14 protein-coding genes are annotated in these 17,745 nt (G+C 36.9%); 7 read left to right on the forward strand and 7 right to left on the reverse strand.

The features are described from left to right. Positions 1-218 precede the first annotated feature (218 nt). A complete protein-coding gene (locus O4O04_RS15110) occupies positions 219-2,717 on the forward strand; it encodes a SpoIIE family protein phosphatase (protein WP_272532621.1) in 2,499 nt (832 codons plus the stop codon). A gap of 29 nt (positions 2,718-2,746) precedes the next feature. Here O4O04_RS15110 and O4O04_RS15115 read toward each other — a convergent pair whose 3' ends face one another. Genes O4O04_RS15115 through O4O04_RS15125 form a run of 3 tightly spaced genes read right to left on the reverse strand, consistent with a single transcriptional unit; the run spans position 2,747 to position 7,310 of the window. Further along, positions 2,747-5,911, reverse strand: coding sequence for a SpoIIE family protein phosphatase (locus tag O4O04_RS15115; protein ID WP_272532622.1), 3,165 nt, complete (start codon positions 5,909-5,911; stop codon positions 2,747-2,749). Between the two features lie 57 nt (positions 5,912-5,968). Next, positions 5,969-6,352: an HIT family protein gene (locus tag O4O04_RS15120; RefSeq protein ID WP_272532623.1), complete on the reverse strand. Its 384-nt coding sequence runs from the start codon at positions 6,350-6,352 to the stop codon at positions 5,969-5,971. 55 nt (positions 6,353-6,407) lie between these two features. Continuing rightward, positions 6,408-7,310: a LysR substrate-binding domain-containing protein gene (locus O4O04_RS15125; RefSeq protein WP_272532624.1), complete on the reverse strand. Its 903-nt coding sequence runs from the start codon at positions 7,308-7,310 to the stop codon at positions 6,408-6,410. A 192-nt stretch (positions 7,311-7,502) separates the two neighbouring features. On the opposite strand from O4O04_RS15125, the gene O4O04_RS15130 reads away from it, so the two are divergent. Together O4O04_RS15130 and O4O04_RS15135 are read left to right on the forward strand one after the other, a co-directional pair. Next, positions 7,503-7,931, forward strand: coding sequence for a CBS domain-containing protein (locus O4O04_RS15130; RefSeq protein WP_272532625.1), 429 nt, complete (start codon positions 7,503-7,505; stop codon positions 7,929-7,931). A 21-nt stretch (positions 7,932-7,952) separates the two neighbouring features. Beyond that, complete coding sequence (locus O4O04_RS15135; protein WP_272532626.1) at positions 7,953-9,245, forward strand: acetyl-CoA hydrolase/transferase family protein; 1,293 nt, start codon at positions 7,953-7,955, stop codon at positions 9,243-9,245. 145 nt (positions 9,246-9,390) lie between these two features. On the opposite strand, the gene O4O04_RS15140 is transcribed toward O4O04_RS15135, so the two are convergent. From O4O04_RS15140 to O4O04_RS15155, 4 genes are read right to left on the reverse strand one after another with little or no spacing between them, the layout of a single operon-like run. Then, positions 9,391-10,281: a lysophospholipid acyltransferase family protein gene (locus O4O04_RS15140; RefSeq protein ID WP_272532627.1), complete on the reverse strand. Its 891-nt coding sequence runs from the start codon at positions 10,279-10,281 to the stop codon at positions 9,391-9,393. Beyond that, a complete protein-coding gene (locus O4O04_RS15145; protein ID WP_272532628.1) occupies positions 10,271-11,086 on the reverse strand; it encodes a hypothetical protein in 816 nt (271 codons plus the stop codon). Before O4O04_RS15145 ends, O4O04_RS15140 begins: the two co-directional genes overlap by 11 nt. A 20-nt stretch (positions 11,087-11,106) precedes the next feature. Then, on the reverse strand, positions 11,107-11,886 hold the full coding sequence (locus O4O04_RS15150; RefSeq protein ID WP_272532629.1) for a ribonuclease H-like domain-containing protein: 780 nt from the start codon (positions 11,884-11,886) through the stop codon (positions 11,107-11,109). 39 nt (positions 11,887-11,925) lie between these two features. Further along, the gene (locus tag O4O04_RS15155) at positions 11,926-13,161 is read right to left on the reverse strand and encodes a pyridoxal phosphate-dependent aminotransferase (RefSeq protein WP_272532630.1); all 1,236 of its coding nucleotides are present in this window, start codon (positions 13,159-13,161) and stop codon (positions 11,926-11,928) included. Between the two features lie 82 nt (positions 13,162-13,243). Between O4O04_RS15155 and O4O04_RS15160 the strand changes: the two genes are divergently transcribed. The 4 genes from O4O04_RS15160 to O4O04_RS15175 are packed head-to-tail and all read left to right on the forward strand — an operon-like array spanning position 13,244 to position 17,730. After that, positions 13,244-15,010: a phospho-sugar mutase gene (locus O4O04_RS15160; RefSeq protein ID WP_272532631.1), complete on the forward strand. Its 1,767-nt coding sequence runs from the start codon at positions 13,244-13,246 to the stop codon at positions 15,008-15,010. Continuing rightward, a complete protein-coding gene (locus tag O4O04_RS15165; protein WP_272532632.1) occupies positions 15,007-16,221 on the forward strand; it encodes an aspartate aminotransferase family protein in 1,215 nt (404 codons plus the stop codon). The genes O4O04_RS15160 and O4O04_RS15165 overlap by 4 nt, the downstream gene beginning before the upstream one ends. Positions 16,222-16,231: 10 nt before the next feature. Then, on the forward strand, positions 16,232-17,308 hold the full coding sequence (leuB, locus tag O4O04_RS15170) for a 3-isopropylmalate dehydrogenase (RefSeq protein WP_272532633.1): 1,077 nt from the start codon (positions 16,232-16,234) through the stop codon (positions 17,306-17,308). A 14-nt stretch (positions 17,309-17,322) separates the two neighbouring features. Beyond that, positions 17,323-17,730 (forward strand): response regulator, encoded by a 408-nt coding sequence (locus tag O4O04_RS15175; RefSeq protein WP_272532634.1) that lies wholly within the window; start codon positions 17,323-17,325, stop codon positions 17,728-17,730. Positions 17,731-17,745: the final 15 nt, after the last annotated feature.

The following is a 17,745-nucleotide window of genomic DNA, read 5'->3' on the forward strand; positions in this document are numbered from 1 at the left end:
ATTATTTTGGAGCGAATTCCAAATTCGGTCGATCCTTGGCATAAGAACAAATTCTAGAGGATATTCAGATTCTTTGAATTCTATACAGAAATTTATTCCTTAAAAGTCTTATCTGCGTTAAATGATCCAGTAATGTGGGCAAATAATTTAAAAATACTAGAAGTTCGTTTAGATGAAATTGTTGTAATTTAATCCTATCTATGTTTTCCTATACAATTATGAAATTTAAAAATCCTGTTTTTATTATAATTTTATCCTTTTTTCCTTTATTCAATTTATTTTCTGAACCATTAGATATTAGAGAAAACTGGTTTGTTAAAGAAGGTCGATTTAGTGAGAACAGATTGGACTTTGAACGGCAAATTTCAGATTCAAACAATTCCAAACCAGAAGATCTCGGATGGACACATCTTAAATCTCTTCCATTCCAACATCTTCGAGAAGATGAGCGATCTGGAAAAGTTCGAGTCTACTCACTTGTCAAGAAAATTCAAATGGATTCTTCAGTCTTAGATTATCCAAATCGATCCTTGTCAATTTTCCTGCCGGAAGCAGGCAACCAAGTTGAGATCTATTGGAATGGAATCTTGATCTACCAAATTGGTTCTCTAGATAAAAATGGTGAGTTTGAATACGGCTTCCAAAGAAATATTATAGCGGAGATTCCAAGTGCGTCGATTCGAGAAGGTGAGAATCTTCTAGTCATTCAGGTCGCGGGTTACGATTATGATTCATTCTATATTTTGCCATTCCATGAAAACACTCCAGCTCGAATCGCAATTCATAATGATAACTTATTGGAGAATACTGAATATGTAACATTGATGTTACTTTTCTTGTATTTATTTGTAGGACTCTACCATCTTCTTTTATTTGTTAAGAGAAGAGAAGAAATCTACAACCTTTACTTTGGATTGTTCTCAACTTGCCTTGCTTTATATATCTATTCTAGAACCGACAACTCCTATCAATTATTAGATTATTCACTTTCTTTCATGCATCTACGTTGGTTTGAGCTCATCATACTTTTCCAAGCGGGGCCGCTATTGATTTTGTTCTTTGAAACCTTTCTCACGGGAAAAGAAAGAAAAGTCACAATTGCTTATCTTATTTTTGTGCAATTTCTTGCGCTCGCAATACCTTTCTCATCTTACTATGTTCAAGGAAATATTATTCTCAGAACCTGGCATATTTGTGTTCTATTTTCCGTTTTCTATATAATATATTTATTTACAAGATCTGTCACAAGAAAGGTTCCTGACGCTAAACGTCTATTAGCGGGAATCGCTGTAATGATGGTTACAGTTGTATTGGATATTTTGGGGGCGGCATCTGTTCTACCGCAAAATCTCGGTCTTACAAAATATGGATTTTTTGTATTTATAATTGGGATAGCAGTAGTTCTTGCCAATCGTTTTCTCCGTGTTCACAAGGAAGTGGAAGAGCTGAATAGAACTCTCGAAGAAAAAGTGGAAGCTCGTACGAAAGAACTCTCTGATAGTTTGGATAAGGTTCAGCTTCTCAAAGAACAGCAAGACGGTGATTATTTCCTTACTTCACTACTACTCAAGCCACTCAACTCCAATGAATCCAAAAGCAAACATATCAATATTGATTTCTATATTCATCAGAAAAAACAATTTGAATTCAGAAAGAAGAATTTGGAGATCGGTGGAGATATCTGTATGACATCTCAATTAAAACTTCTCGGTCGATCTTATACAGTCTTTGTAAATGGAGATGCGATGGGCAAGTCCATTCAAGGAGCAGGTGGTGCCTTGGTATTGGGAGTTGTATTCAAATCTATTCTCAACAGAACAAAAATATTTACAGAAAATCAAAATAAATATCCAGAAGTTTGGCTCAAAGAATGTTTTATTGAATTGCATAATGTTTTCGAATCCTTCAATGGATCTATGTTGATATCGGTGGTTATGGGTCTGATTGATGATGAGACTGGAATGATGTATTTCTTGAACGCAGAACATCCTTGGTGCGTCTTGTACAGAGATGAGAGTGCAAGCTTTATTGAAGACGATTTGTATATGAGAAAAATTGGTATGATGGATATGCATGGTGCTTTTCAAGTTCGCACTTTTCCTCTACTTCCTGGAGATAAGATTCTTATTGGTTCGGATGGACGAGACGATCTACAGATTGGAACAGACGAAGAAGGAGGAAGAATCATCAATGAAGATGAAAGATTATTTCTTGATAGAGTTAGAGATGGAAAAGGAGATATCCAAGGAATTGTAAAATCTATTAGCAATTTTGGTGAATTAACCGATGACTTGTCACTGATGTCAATCGAATATGTTGAAGAATCCTTGAGCAGTCGAGATGACTCTAAGTCCGTAATGTGGAAGAAACTTTCTCGTGATAATTTCCGAACCAAAAACTATGCAAAAGCAGCTGAGTATGGCGAAAAATACTTAGAAGAGAATCCATTCGACAATCAGTATATTTATGTTACAGCATATTGTTATAAAATTGCCAAGAATTATACCAAAGCTATTCAATTGAGCGAGAGATTACGACTACGTGAGCCATTCCATATAAAAAATCTGATCAATCTTTCGGATATCTATAGATTGATGGGCGAGAAGAATCGTGCAGGTAAATTCTTGGAAAAAATAATCAGTATAGATCCAAATAATTCTATGATTCAAAAACTTCGAGTTCTTCTTAATAAAACAGCAACTATCTCGAATCCATAGTCCAAATTAATTGATTTTCGAATATGGAATCAATGAACATCGATCACAATAAGCGCAATATCATCCTCTGCTGATTTATGGTTGCTCCATTTGCCAACTTCTTCCATCAAAAGATTGGACCAACTTTCTGGATCTAAGTCATGATTGTCCAATAGGCAGAGCTTCAATCGATCTTCTCCGAATAAAACTCCCTCATTGTTGGAAGCTTCCAAAATTCCGTCAGTGCATAAAACGATCTTATCACCTTTGTCCAGTTGAATAGAATCCAAACTGAATTCATTGGTCTCAAATACTCCGAGAACTTTGCCTTTAGGCAAGGAATCAATCACTTGATTTGTTGATTTTTTATAAATATAAAGTGCATGATGTCCAGCTCTAACATGATAAAGTTGCTTGACTTTCATATCAAAATACAAATAAGAAGCAGTTAAGAAGGCTCCTTTAGTTTTACCCTTTAGTTTATTATCGATCCCTTGAATCAATTTTATTGGATTCATGCAGTTATCTAACTCAGTTCCAAATGCAATTTTTAACATAGCAGAAACTAGCGCCGCCGGAACTCCATGCCCCGATACATCTGCAAGTAGAATTCCAATCTCAGTCTCACTCGGGTGGTGATAATCATAGAAATCTCCACCGACAGCATCCATGGGAAGATAAAAAGATGATAGAGATAGACCATTAATCTGTGGAAAATATGCAGGAAGAATAGATGATTGCAATTTCTTTGCAACACTCAGTTCATTTTGTATAGAAAATAATTTGGTCTGCTCTAAGACAGCTTGTTTTAGCAATAATAAATTTCGAACCCGAGTGATAAGCTCTCTTTTGTCAAAAGGTTTTGAAAGATAGTCATTGGCTCCCGCTTCAAGTCCTGCTATAACATCTGATATTTGGTTCTTTGCTGTCAGAATCAAAATTGGTAATTCATGAAGGGAATATTTTTCCCGAAGGAAATGAGCAACTTCATATCCACTCATACCAGGCATCATCACATCCAATAGAATCAAATCGGGAGGACCATCTGCTTGGATCGAATGGATAGCTTCCAATCCATTCTGAGCTTCTCGAATCTGATAGTTCTCTAGATTCATATAATTTCGAAGCACTTTACGATTGACTGGCTCATCATCAACAATCAGAATCATTGCAGCCTTAGAACTTGGAACGATAGCACCAGAATTTCCAATAGCAACTGGTTCGATTGAGGTTGGAAGATTTACTTCATCATTCGACTTAGACATCCAAATATTTTTCTTGCTTGAGTTGATAGACATTTCACGATTTTGATTCTCAGAAATTGGAATCGTAAAATAAAAACAAGATCCTTTGGTTGGCTCACTCTCCACACCAATGGTTCCGCCATGAAGTTCTACTAGTTGCTTTGAAATCGTGAGTCCTAAACCGGTTCCACCATATCTCCTGGAAATCGAGGAATCAACTTGTTCGAAGGAAATGAATATATCTTTTTGTTTATCCTTAGGTATGCCAATTCCCGTATCCTTAATAGAAATTTTTGCAAATTTGGATGAATCCAATTCGGCTTGCATTAGAACCGATCCATGTTCTGTAAATTTAATCGCATTCCCTATAAGGTTTGTTAGTATCTGCTGAAGCCTGTTCTCATCGGCTTCAATCAAGGGAAAATCTTTGGGAATCTGATTGCTTAATGTAATATCTTTCTGACCTAGAATCGACTTAGAGGTTGCAAGAACAATTTCCATCATGGATTGCAGATCTGTCGGAGAAGTATTGAGTTCGATTCCAGAATTTTTCATTTTTGAAAAATCTAAAATATCATCAACAAGATGGGATAATCTTTTGCCTGAATATACAATCATCTCTAAATCATCCCGCGCTCCTGGTGGAATAGCGCCGGCAGACCCTAATGAAACTGACTCTGCAAGTCCAATGATTCCATTTAGCGGTGTCTTAAGTTCGTGAGTTGTGTTTGCAAGAAATTCATCTTTTAATTTATCAAGTGTCATGAGCTTAATTGACATCTTTTCCACTTCGTCAAAGGCCTGTGAAAATTTCTTGGACAATAGAAATGATTGGGAGAAAATAAAAAGAAAAAGTCCAATCGATAAACTATGAAATGTATAGATCACATCTTCAGCGTTAAGTGAGTCATTGATCGTGCATAAAACCAATACAATGAACCCAAACGCAAATATGATTGATCCATCTTTTCGATTGAGAACTGCACGAACTGTCACATAAATCCCAAGTAGAATTGATAGACCAAGATACACGTAGAAATATATATTCAAAGATGGGAATACTGTTGTAGGCAATAAAAAAATGAACGATTCAAAAATTACAAATATTCCACCAACGATTTGGAAAATTTTCTTAGGCACAAAATCGGGAAACAATTCATATATAAAAAATAAAAAGAATGCAGGTGCTAAATAGAATCCAGAATATTCAATCACCAATCCACCATACCACGAAAATTCTGGAATCAATTGGAATAAAACTCTCTCTCCCGTAACAAGAATTCTCAATGAGATCAGTAGGCAAAAAAGCGCAAACCATAGAGATGATTTATCTCTTGATCTCAGAAAGAAAATTCCAAAATGATAAAAAGCCATAATGAAAATCGATCCCGATAAAAACAATTCACGGGAAGATACCATAAATTGTTTTCGAGAAAGCTCGATTCTTTTGCCGATTTTTATTGGCTCCCATATTCCTCCTTTATGATAGGAGTAATTGGACACTTGGATAAGGAGTTCGTTGATTCCTTTCTGAATGACAATTGGATGAGTGCTCACTTGAAACTTCGCTCTATGTTCGTCAGGAGATATTGATGGATTCCCATTTCTATGTAGCTCACGACCATTCCAGATAAAAATGCCCGCAGAAGCCACATCTGGCAGACGTATGGCACCATCCTCAATTAAAGTATCTGAATTTACTAATATTCTAAAAGTTCCGTAACCTAGAGCAGAATCAATACCATGGTCTTCCAAAGTGGAATTCCAAGTTCCAGGTATATCCATTTTCCAACTAATGTTGCTTGGTGTTTTTGATGGTTCAAGCCATTCATTCCAATAAAAATCCCAATTTCCATCTAAGGAAATAACAGGATTTTTTTCTGGATTCCATTCAATCTTGGATTCATCGGATTGCCCTAAGATATTTGTGAAAAACAGAGGAAAAATCAAAATTAAAGCATAGAACTTCATAGAATGTTTCAAGTTAAAGAATATAAATAAATTGAAAATTCATTTTTATTAAATTTTTTATTTATTTGATGATTTCCATTTCCCACTTAGAGCTTGACCTAAATAATCAAGACCTTTTATCTCTTCTTGGTATCTTGGGACCAGGTGAAAATGGATATGTGGTACTGCCTCAGAAATTGTTACTAAATATACTTTCAGAGGATTGTATTTCTTGTAAATTAATTGCATTCCAGCTTCGATCAATCCACCCAATTCTGCATATGCAAGTGGATCTATCTGATCAAAACTCGTTACATGCAATCGAGGTTCCAAATATAAATAGCCCTCTATATTTTTATTAGAATCTGCTTCTCTAAGTATCCAATGGTTAGTTGAACTAAGAAATTTTTCAATATTCTCTGATTTATGAGTATGACAAATTGGACAATTATTTGTTTCCATATGAGTTATTCGTATTTTCCATTTTCATTCATCAGAGCATTCAAATAAAATTAAATTAAATTCCAATCAGCTTACGATTGCCTTTATCCTGAAGCTCTTTAGGTATCACAGAAAGGATAGTTTTCTGTACTGCTTGCAGAATCTTCTTTTTATAAAATCCATGTTTATAAACGAGACTTACTTCTCTTACAGGTTCTGGATCTTTGAAACGCCCAAATTTATCATTCTCAGCATTCATAGAAAGTAGTGGAAGCAAAGTCATACCGACACCTAAATCTACCATATTCCGAATTGTTTCAAGACTTCCACATTCAATTTTGCCAAGAGTTCGTTGTCCACAGATCTTTAAAGATTGATGTCTGAGACAATGTTCTTCGCCAAGAAGAATCATCTCACTTGATTTCAGATCATCTATATCAATATTTTCCGTCTTACCTTCATAGTCTTTCGGATAGTATGCAACAAAAGGTTCATAGTACAAAGGTGATTCAATGATATCATTACGATGCAAAGGAGTTGCGAGAATACCGATCTCTAGATCTTCACTCATTAGTTTTTCGATAATCTGGCTTGTGGGAAGTTCAAAAAATCTAAAGTCGATACTTGCATAATCTTTATTCAGTTTTTTGAATATTTGTGGAAGCAGATATGCTGATATTGTTGGGATAATTCCTATGCTAATTTTGCCAGTTAAATCTTCTTTGCTCTCGCGAAAAATTTCTTCCAATCGATCCGCTTCTCTCAATATGATCTTTGCTTGATCGACTATGTCAGTGCCAAATTTTGTAGTGATTACGGGATTTTTGTTTCGATCAAAAATTTCAGCTCCAATCTCTTGTTCCAATTTTTGGATCTGAAGACTTAGAGTTGGCTGGGCAACGAGGCAAGACTCAGCTGCTCTGGCAAAACTTTTATGTCGATCGAGGGCTACAATATAGCGCAATTGAGTAAGAGTCATTTAGAAAATATTCCTGAATTTTTTTTGCATATAGTACATATAAATAACTCTAGCATCCATCTAAGATCATCGAGAAGCTTGGTTTATGGTCAAGATAAAAGATTCAGAGACTGGGTTAATTTTCTAGTTGCTTTTTAGAGAATTAAAACCATTATCGAAACACTCGGAAATTTATCGCAGGGGGACAAAATTATGTCCGTAAAAACCATCCTAGAAGGCAAAAAGAACACGATTCTATATCTAAGTGAAAAGGATTCTGTTGTTGCTGCTGCAAAAAAAATGGCTGAAGCAGCAGTTGGATCGATTCTAATTTTTGAAAAAGATGAGATGGTTGGAATTTTCACAGAACGAGACCTACTCAGGTTGTGTGCGACAAGTCATGATAAATTAGATTCGATATTGCTTAAAGATGTGATGACCAAGAATCTGACAGTAGCAAGCGCTGATGATTCTGTCGATGATGTCATCGGAACTATGATTGCCAAGAAGTTTCGACATATGCCCGTCATGGAAGGTGATAAAATTCTTGGACTTGTATCAATCGGCGATGCAATAAAAGATAAAATGAATAAAGCAATCGAAGAAGCGAATATGCTAAAGCAGTATATTCATGGAAGTTGACAAAATTATTCGGGAGAATACGTGGATTGGAAGAGTTACTATAAAGACAGATTAGTTACATCCGACGAGGCAATTGCAAACATCAAACCAAATGACAGAGTTTTCTTAAGTGGGAATGTCACTACACCCAACCATCTAGTTCAAGCTCTTGCAAAGAGAGCTCCTTCGCTTTCCAATATAGAACTCAATCACTTACTTACCTTTGGTGAAGATCCTTTTATCAATATTCCCCAAGTTTTTAATAATGCTTGGTTTCTTGGCCCAAGTATTCGCAAAGCTGTAAATGAAGGCAAATCACAATACATTCCTATTTTTCTCAGAGAAATTGCAACACTTGTTCGTTCAGGCAATTGGGATATCAATGTAGCTTTAATCAATGTTAGCCCACCAGATCGTTTTGGATTCATGTCTTATGGAGCGGAAGTATCCATAACCAAGCCTTGTGCGGAAGCAGCAAAAATTGTCATAGCACAAGTAAATAATTTGATGCCTCGAACATTAGGAGATAGTTTTCTTCATGTAAATGAAGTAGATTTCTTTGTTGAGATGGATGAGCCGCTTGTTGAACTTCCAGCTAAGCCTGCAAGCGCAGTAGAATTAGAAATTGGACAGAGAATTGCCGCAATTATTGAAGATGGTTCCACTCTACAAATGGGTATTGGCGGAATTCCCAATGCCGTATTACAATCATTAGGTTCTAAAACTGGATTAGGGATTCATACAGAGATGCTCTCAGATGGAGTCTTACCTCTACTTGAGTCGGGAGTAATCAATAATCAAAATAAGGGAATCCATCGTGGCAAGACGATTACTGGATTTGCTATGGGCAGTAAGAAATTGTATGATTATATTGATAATAATCCCATGTTCGAGTTCCGACCTAGTCATTTCACGAACGATCCATTCATGATTGCTCAGAACAATAAAATGGTTGCGATCAATTCCGCCATTGAAGTGGATCTTACAGGACAGGTTGTTGCTGATTCCATCGGAACGAATATCTATAGCGGAATTGGCGGGCAATTGGATTTTATTCGTGGTGCAGCAAGAGCAAGAAATGAAGGAGGCAAACCGATCATCGCCCTTCCATCAACTGCGAAATCTGGAAAAGAGTCTCGCATAACACCATTTATAAAACAAGGTGCTGGTGTTGTAACATCTCGTGGTGACGTACATTTTGTTGCAACCGAATACGGAATCGTGGATCTATTCGGCAAAAATCTCAAGCAAAGAGCTGAACTTTTAATTTCGATAGCTCACCCTGATTTTCGAGAGCAACTTACTAAAGAAGCACATTGGTTGAACTTGAGTTAGATGGAGTTTCCCGCGAGCCCGGGGCTTAAGCCCCGTTCGTTTGAATCCATTTTTCAATATATCGATTCAAACATCACGAATGCAAATCAAATCTTCATAATTAACGTAGGTTATCTAGACATTTGGACATAGATTGATCCACATTTCAATCTTCTATCTGCCCACCCCATTCTTCTAAGTGGCTTCGAATAAATCCAACAATGTCTTCTTGGTTTTTTCGTGGATCAACTGTAGGATGGAGAGCCTCGCCAAACTTAATATATACGGGTCGATCGCGAAATAAATATCCAAAGTCTTTTATAAGACCACCAGGTACCCAGAAATCAGTCTTCAAGGCTATCGGAATCACTGGAACATTGGCACGTTTGGCTAACTTTGTTGCGATCGAATTGAATTCTTTTGGACGAAAAACCAAGTCTCTTGTGCTTTGAGGAAAAATCACAAGAGACAATCCATTTTGCAATTTCTCAACACCTTCTTCCATTACTTTTGTTAGATCTTCTCTTGGATTTTCACGTTTAAGTGCGATAGGATTTCTTGACCGCATAATCGGTCCGAATAGATTCCCACGCGTCAGACTTTCTTTAACAACAAATGTGTTAGCTTTATGCGGAGTTATTACTAATGGCAGGATAAAAGTTTCTAAGACGGACATATGATTTGCAGCAAAAACAACTGGACCATTTGTCTTTAAAATATTTTCAATTCCCTCAATAATAAATTTACCGCGGTAAGATTCCAGTAGATCCAAAAAATTACCGGCTGTCTCCATCCATAGTTGATCATCATAAATTCCTTTTACGGCATAGGAACGATTTCGCAATAATTCTCTTAAGTATCCAACTCCGAAACCAAATTGAGACCAAGGCATAAGGAGATCGAGCCAGGATCGAATCCTTTCCTTTGGAGTGCGGTAGATTAATTTAACGTCGCCTCGATAAGAAATTGGTGATGCAATCTCCTTGCGATTGAGATGAAATTCACCTGCATAGATTGCAGCCTCAGGAATGACAACAGACGGTTTATTAATCCTCACCTACGATTCTCTCCACTTCCAAACTTTTTACTTTTTGCGCCATTTGGCTCAAAATCGCCTGAGTAAACTCTTTGATGATCTCACCCATTACTTCTGTCTCCATAACTTCTTTTAAAACCTGTCCAATGTCTTCACCAATATTCTTGGAAATATTTTCCATAAATGGAATTCGAGAAAGAGCACCGGCAAATTCCTTTTCTTTTATCGACTTATTGAACTCTTCAATGATCTGTGATTGGTGGCGATCAATAATTGATTTCGAAAGTGAAGAATAATTCAAGTGAACCATAACTTCCTCGACTCTTGAGAGAGATTTTAAAAAAACAGCATCGGATATTGAATCGAGTAATATGTCTTTGAATCGAAAACTCAATTCTACCGTTGTGAGTTTTGATACATCCTTATCATTTCCAAATAACTTAGCATAGGCGATCCAAATCTTCAATGCCCGTAATAGTAGAAATGGACGGAAAAAGTTAAAAGGCAGAACTCCTAAAATCTCATACCAATAAATTTGAAAAAATTGCCATTTGTTTTCGTAATGATAGAATCGCTTGAGAACATCAAATCCCCAAATTGTGACAACGCATAAATCAAAAATAAGAAAGGCTAAAAGGACATTAGAAGGAAAGAAATTTCCATATGAATTCTGGAATAGGAAAAAAATTAAATCTAATAGAACGATCGATAGAAAGAATTGATCCTTTCCTGATCCTGGAATGCGACTAAAAAAATTGACCAATCTTTTGAAAAATTTGACCTTTTTATTGGGTTTCCCCAGACTACTTGTAGTTTCAAGAGGCATCAATGATTCCTTTTCAAACCCTAAAACAATCCAGCATCAGGTAAAGGAAAAATTTCCGCCCGTTTCCTATTGTAAACAATTCCCAAAATCTTAGCAAGATTGATCGTATCTTCCTGATTGTATTTTATCAATTTGTGTAAGTAATCATCAATATCTGTTTCGATATAGCTATTCCACAACTGAACTGCTGCATATCCATTCACCCCGATCAAATCATCGCTTCTTCGGATTCCGAGTTGTTCTTCAGTTCCTTTAAGTCCACCCTTAATTCCCATTTTATGAAGAACATGCATTAGATCCATATGTCGATTTGTATTTTTCCATTTCATGGATCTCTCAAGAAATGGAACGTCAAACTTGAATCCATTATAAGTTACCAAAATTTTATTTTCGCGACCTTCCCAAAAATCATAAAAATTATCTAAATTTTTTGTTCTTGTAAATTGGTGAATTTGATTTGCTTCATAAATACATACGCACGTAACAAAATTTGGATCATATAGACCTGTCGTCTCAATATCCAGATACAAAAACTCATTCTTTAGTTCGCCAAAGATTCTCCATGATTCTGCATATGGATACCTATCAAAAAAATAACGTGCATTATGTTCATCCAATGCTTTATCCGCTTCATCCATCTCCATTGGTAACTCTTCTTCGAAAAAAACAGGAGACATTTCCGATCTTAGAACTGATAAATTATTTCGAAGATTATCCCAATTGAAAATTCCTTGGTTCCATAGAAATTTCTCGATTCTTGTATCGACACCAGTGAGATGAATAAAACTATTTCGAATCATTTACAGTAGAACCTAAAATTTTGCCATGGAATACATACGTTATATTGATCTCTCATTTTCCCATTGTATCCAAGAATCAATTCCCTTTCGAAACCGGTCTGGTTCTTCTCCAAAACCAATCCGTATATATCCCTCTTCTTCGAAATTTTTTCCAGGTAATATAAATACTCCTGTATTATTATAAAGTTCATCTGCATATTTCTCGGAAAGAATTCCAGGTTGCAATTTTGCAAAGCATACAAGCCCAGCACTTGGTTCATGATATTCTTCTATACTTGGAATTTTATGATAATTATTTCGCATATATTGAATGTTATCTATAACTTTATTCCGAATAGGCTCAATGATTTTTTTTCTTTGCTTGAGGATTTCTAATGCCAAGAATTCTGATATTGGATTTACAGTATGTGTTAGATAGTCTTTGAAAGATCTTGCCTGAGCGATTAAATTTTCCTTTGCAACTATCCAACCAATTTTTAGTCCGACTACTCCGAAGCATTTAGTTATCGAACCTGTCGCTAAAAAATTCGGATGCATCAATGCACCTGATCTTGTCAGATCCTTTTCAAAATCTAAAAATCGATAGTGCTCATCGAAGATGACAAAGCTCTCTTCATTGTAATTTTCCAAAAATTTCCAATCCGTATCATTCATGGAATAGCCTGTAGGATTGTGAGGATGATTGATAATTGCTAGTTTAGGCTTAGTTTTGAAGAGATGAGTAACACCTAATGAAGCTTTATTAGGATTCCATTTCTTAGAAGATTGATCTGAAAAATTTGGATTAGATACATTTGAAATAGATGCATTTAGATTGGATGCAATATCAAAATTTGCATGACTTAAACCTTTTGCTTGGATTGCAAACTCGGAGTTCATTTGGTTTGGAAATATTTTATCAATCTTACAACCAAGCATTAGCGGTATCTCATACAGCGCTTGGAATGCAGGCCAGAAAAGAGAAACCTGATCGCCTTTTTCTAGCAACAAATTGAATAAAATAAACAAAGCTTCACTCGTTCCCGTTGTTACAAGAATGTTATCTGGCGTAACATTGGTATCATAGAGATTAGCTATTTCTTCCCTAAGATCTTGACGGCCTGAATTGGGTGAATCATGCAAAGGAATTTTACCCAGAGATGAGATAGGAATATCAAGCGCATTCAGAAGAGAATCTAAATCAAAATTTCGAACACCGCTCTCTCCCAAATTACAGACTGATTCTAAACGAAATTTTTCCAGTCGATCTTCGATAAAGAATTCTCTAGGTTTCACAAAGTCTAGTTTTTAAAAAAACCCTAAAGCATCCATGAGAATTTTAGCTTGATCCTAGTCTTATTCCATCGTCTCTGGAAGTATGCAAGCAACTGATTTCATCCGTCCCTGGACCCAAGAACCATTCCCTGACGCTATAAAAAAGGAAGCAAACCTCGCACTGGATCAAGCAGAAAAAGGACTCACCAGTGATTCAATCGAGGCATTTTCTATACCGCTAGAATTTGGAACAGGAGGAATCCGAGGCAAAATTGGGAACGGAATCGGAAGGATGAATGAGTATACAGTCGGACGTGCATCACTTGGATTTGCGAGATACTTAGTCAAAAAATCCAAAAAACCAAGTCTTGTCATCGCCTACGACTCTCGTCATATGAGCGTTAGGTTCTGTGAGGTTGCCGCAGGAATTGCTGCAAGCCTCGGAATCAAAGTCTATTACTTTGATGAAGTAACACCGACGCCTATACTTTCTTATGCCGTTCGGTACTATAAAGCAACCGGAGGAATAGTTTTAACTGCTTCGCACAATCCTCCAGAATATAACGGATTTAAGGCATATTTATCTGACGGTGGACAACTTGTACCTCCTGATGATGCAAAAATCATAAAAGCTATTGAGTCTATTCAAGATTGGAATGAAATAAATTTTCTATCCAAATCAGATCCTATATATAAGAAACGAGTTCAGAAAGTTAGTAAGGATTGTTTCAAGTCGTATCTGAAAGACCTGGAAAAATCAGGGATCATAAGTGATAGTGTCAAGAAAAAAGATCGCGCTGGACTAAGCATCGTTTACTCACCGTTACATGGCACTGGTGCAAAATACATGAAGAATACATTAAAAAAGTTCGGATATTCCAATGTATTTCTTGTCCCAGAACAATCTGAACCGAATCCGGACTTTCCAACGGTTGCTTTTCCAAACCCAGAAGAGAAAGAAGCTATGGTCTTATGCGAGAAGTGGGCACGAGAGCGAAATGCCCAGGTGTTTATTGCGACTGATCCAGATGCAGATAGACTTGGGATTGGAGTCCTCAATCGTGAAGGCAACTATACTCTATTAAATGGTAACCAGATTGGAAGTATTCTTGCAGCTTACCTATGCGAGAGAGTTCGATTCTCCTCTAAGAAAAAGAAAACCGATTTCTATTTGGTAAAAACAATCGTTACAACCGATCTCCAAGAAAAGATAGCTCAGCAAAATAAGATTAAACTAAAGAATGTTCTCACAGGCTTTAAATATATTGCGGAAGTAATGAAATCTATTGATTCTAAGAAAAATGCGAAATTCCTTTTCGGAGGAGAAGAATCATACGGTTATTTGCCAGTTGATTTCGTTCGAGATAAGGATGCACTTTCCTCTGCATTACTGTTACTTGAGGTTATAGCTGAAAAAAAAGATATTCTCGACTACTTGGATTCGATTTATCTTCAATACGGATTGTATCTTGAAGGACTCAAATCCTTGACCTTGGAAGGAAGTAGCGGTAAAGAAAAAATTAACAACTCTATCAATTCATTGAGAACACAGGATCTGATTGGACGCAAGATTGGGAATAGAGAAATTGTATCCATCATAGACTATAAACAAAAACTGGTTAAAGGATTAGCGAAGGATTCAATTTTTAAAGGAATGCCACCATCTAATGTTATTCAGGTTGAACTCTCAGGGAATGCGAAACTTACAATTCGTCCATCTGGAACTGAACCCAAGGTTAAGATTTATTCATCATTTGCGAGCTTAATTCAGCCCAAGAATAGATCGGAGATTCCAGGATGTATGAGCGAATTGCAGAAAGAATTGAAAGTATCAGAATCCGAGTTTTGTAAATTGGCTGGATTAGAATGAATCTCACTGAACTAAGCTTTAAAGAAGTAAAAGATCTTACAGAAAAATATATTATTGACACATACAATCGTTATCCGATTGGATTCCGTTACGGAGTTGGTGAGACTTTATTCGACTTAAACGACAAACCATATATTGATTTTCAATGCGGAATTTCCGTCACCAATTTGGGTCATGGCGAAGCCGATATTATTGAAACCCTAAGAAATCAGGCTGATAAATTATTTCACACTTCTAATTTGTATTACTCAGAACAGCAAGCCAAACTAGCTGAGACCATCATCAATCATAGCTTTCCTGGCAAAGTATTTTTCTGCAATTCTGGAACAGAAGCCAATGAAGCAGCTTTCAAATTGATGAGAAAGCATGCACATCAATCATCTATTAATGATCCTGTAATACTTGCCCTGAAAGGTAGTTTTCACGGAAGAACTACATCGTCAATGTCGATGACTGGGCAGAAATCGATTCGAGAAGGATTTGGTGATCTAGTTCCAGGAGTTCATTTTGTAACAGAAAACGATGAAGATTCTTTGGTCGATGCTTTTGAGCAATACGGTGATCGTATTGCTGGCATCATCATGGAGCCAATATTAGGTGAAGGTGGAATTCATCCGCTCTCAGTTTCATTTGTTGAAACTGCTCGAAAACTAACTCATGAAACAGGAGCTCTTCTGATTTTTGACGAGATTCAAACAGGCATGGGTAGAACGGGCAAAATGTTCTGTTTCGAACATTTTGGCTTTGCACCTGATGCCTTCACTCTTGCAAAAGCATTGGGATCCGGATTCCCAATTGGCGCACTCATTGTCAGTGATGAGCACTCAACCATTCTTGGACGTGGCGATCATGGATCTACCTTTGGTGGCAATCATCTAGCCTGCGCGATTGCTTATGAAACATTTCGAGTAATACAATCTCGTGATATCTTGACAAACGTAGAGACGACTGCAGAGTATTGTATCCAAAGATTGCAATCCATTGGACAGAAGAATAAACTAATCAAAGATATACGAGGTCGTGGATTGCATATCGGTGTGGAACTCACAATCCCTTCAAGACAAGTCGCTGAGAAGTGTCTTATCAATGGACTTGTGATCAATGCGACAGCAAATACAGTTCTTAGAATTATGCCTCCCATCAATATAACTCAAGAAAAGATGGAAGAGGGTTTAGACATTTTAGAAAAAACATTAGAAGAATTTAAATAAAGGAATTAGAATGAATCGTGTAGCAGTACTTGCCGGTGATGGTATCGGCCCAGAAGTTATGAAAGTAACTTTAGATGTTTTGAAAGTATCCCTTGGCAATAAATTTAAAGATTTCGAATTCACAGAGGCACTGGTTGGTGGCGCAGCAATTGATGCAACCGGACATCCACTTCCTCCTGAAACTCTAAAAATCTGTGAGAATTCAGAAGCAATTCTATTTGGTTCTGTTGGTGGACCTAAATGGGAGAATCTGCCGCCAGCTCAACAACCTGAGAGAGGCGCCCTTTTGCCTTTGCGTAAGCATTTTGATCTATTTGCAAACCTTAGACCAGCAATCATCTACTCTGAGTTAAAGAAAGCATCTCCACTAAGAGCAGATATTGTTGGTGATGGTCTAGATATTTTGATTATGCGTGAGCTAACTAGTGGCATTTATTTCGGTCAGCCGAAAGGACGCGAAGGAAATGGTGCAGAAGAATTCGCTTATGATACGATGAAATATTCTAGGCGTGAAATTGAACGAATTGCACGCAAAGCATTTGAAGCAGCTAGAAAACGAAATAAAAAAGTGACTAGCATCGACAAAGCAAATGTTCTCACCACATCAGTTTTCTGGAGAGAGGTAGTAGTAGCATTGCATAAGAAAGAATTTTCCGACTGCGAATTGAACCATATGTATGTCGACAATGGCGCAATGCAATTGGTTGTTCGACCTTCTCAATTTGATGTTGTTCTCTGCGAAAATATGTTCGGTGATATTCTATCTGATGAAGCTTCTGTAATCACGGGTTCTATCGGTATGCTCCCGTCGGCATCTATAAACGAAGCCGGATTCGGACTTTATGAACCTTCGGGAGGATCAGCACCAGATATTGCAGGACATGGAATTGCGAATCCAATTGCACAAATTTTAAGTGCTGCTCTCATGCTTCGTTACTCTTTTTCGCTGGATGAAGAAGCAACGAAAATCGAAAATGCCATTAGGTCGGTATTGCAGAAAGGTTTTCGCACAAGAGACATTGCGGAGCCAGGCTCCAAGATTCTTGGAACAGCAGAGATCGGCAAAGAAATCGAAAAATGTTTCTAAATCAGGAGTAATTTATGCAATCGGGTATCTCATCATCTGGAAGACCTTACACAGTAATTGTCGCGGAGAATTCAAAGTTTCAATCCAAGCAATTGCAACAAATTCTGGAATCAGAAGGATACCAAGTTGTGGGAATTGCTGAAACTGGCAAAGAATTAATCGATTTATATAAGAAAAACAAGCAGGTAGATCTTATAACAATTGAGAACTTTCTGCCAGTTATGGATGGTTATGCGGCATTCTGGGAACTGAAAGATCTCGGTGTCATACCAAGAGTATTATTCATATCTGAAGAGAACACACCTGCAGTTATCAAGAGCCTTCTTGATGCAGGTGCAATGGACTATATAGTCAAGCCAATCAAAAGAGAAAAGATCCTAGAAAAAGTTCGAGAGATCATACAAAAGATTCCAAAAGTATAAAATGCTTTTCTAGAA

The organism is Leptospira sp. GIMC2001 (genome assembly GCF_028462125.1).
In the GTDB taxonomy this organism is placed as follows: Bacteria; Spirochaetota; Leptospiria; order Leptospirales; family Leptospiraceae.

Excerpts from the sequence above, each read along its gene's own strand:
- O4O04_RS15110 (WP_272532621.1), top strand. The coding sequence starts at position 219 with ATGAAATTTAAAAATCCTGTTTTTATTATAATTTTATCCTTTTTTCCT.
- O4O04_RS15115 (WP_272532622.1), bottom strand. The coding sequence starts at position 5,911 with ATGAAGTTCTATGCTTTAATTTTGATTTTTCCTCTGTTTTTCACAAAT.
- O4O04_RS15120 (WP_272532623.1), bottom strand. The coding sequence starts at position 6,352 with ATGGAAACAAATAATTGTCCAATTTGTCATACTCATAAATCAGAGAAT.
- O4O04_RS15125 (WP_272532624.1), bottom strand. The coding sequence starts at position 7,310 with ATGACTCTTACTCAATTGCGCTATATTGTAGCCCTCGATCGACATAAA.
- O4O04_RS15130 (WP_272532625.1), top strand. The coding sequence starts at position 7,503 with ATGTCCGTAAAAACCATCCTAGAAGGCAAAAAGAACACGATTCTATAT.
- O4O04_RS15145 (WP_272532628.1), bottom strand. The coding sequence starts at position 11,086 with ATGCCTCTTGAAACTACAAGTAGTCTGGGGAAACCCAATAAAAAGGTC.
- O4O04_RS15150 (WP_272532629.1), bottom strand. The coding sequence starts at position 11,886 with ATGATTCGAAATAGTTTTATTCATCTCACTGGTGTCGATACAAGAATC.
- O4O04_RS15160 (WP_272532631.1), top strand. The coding sequence starts at position 13,244 with ATGCAAGCAACTGATTTCATCCGTCCCTGGACCCAAGAACCATTCCCT.
- O4O04_RS15165 (WP_272532632.1), top strand. The coding sequence starts at position 15,007 with ATGAATCTCACTGAACTAAGCTTTAAAGAAGTAAAAGATCTTACAGAA.
- leuB (WP_272532633.1), top strand. The coding sequence starts at position 16,232 with ATGAATCGTGTAGCAGTACTTGCCGGTGATGGTATCGGCCCAGAAGTT.
- O4O04_RS15175 (WP_272532634.1), top strand. The coding sequence starts at position 17,323 with ATGCAATCGGGTATCTCATCATCTGGAAGACCTTACACAGTAATTGTC.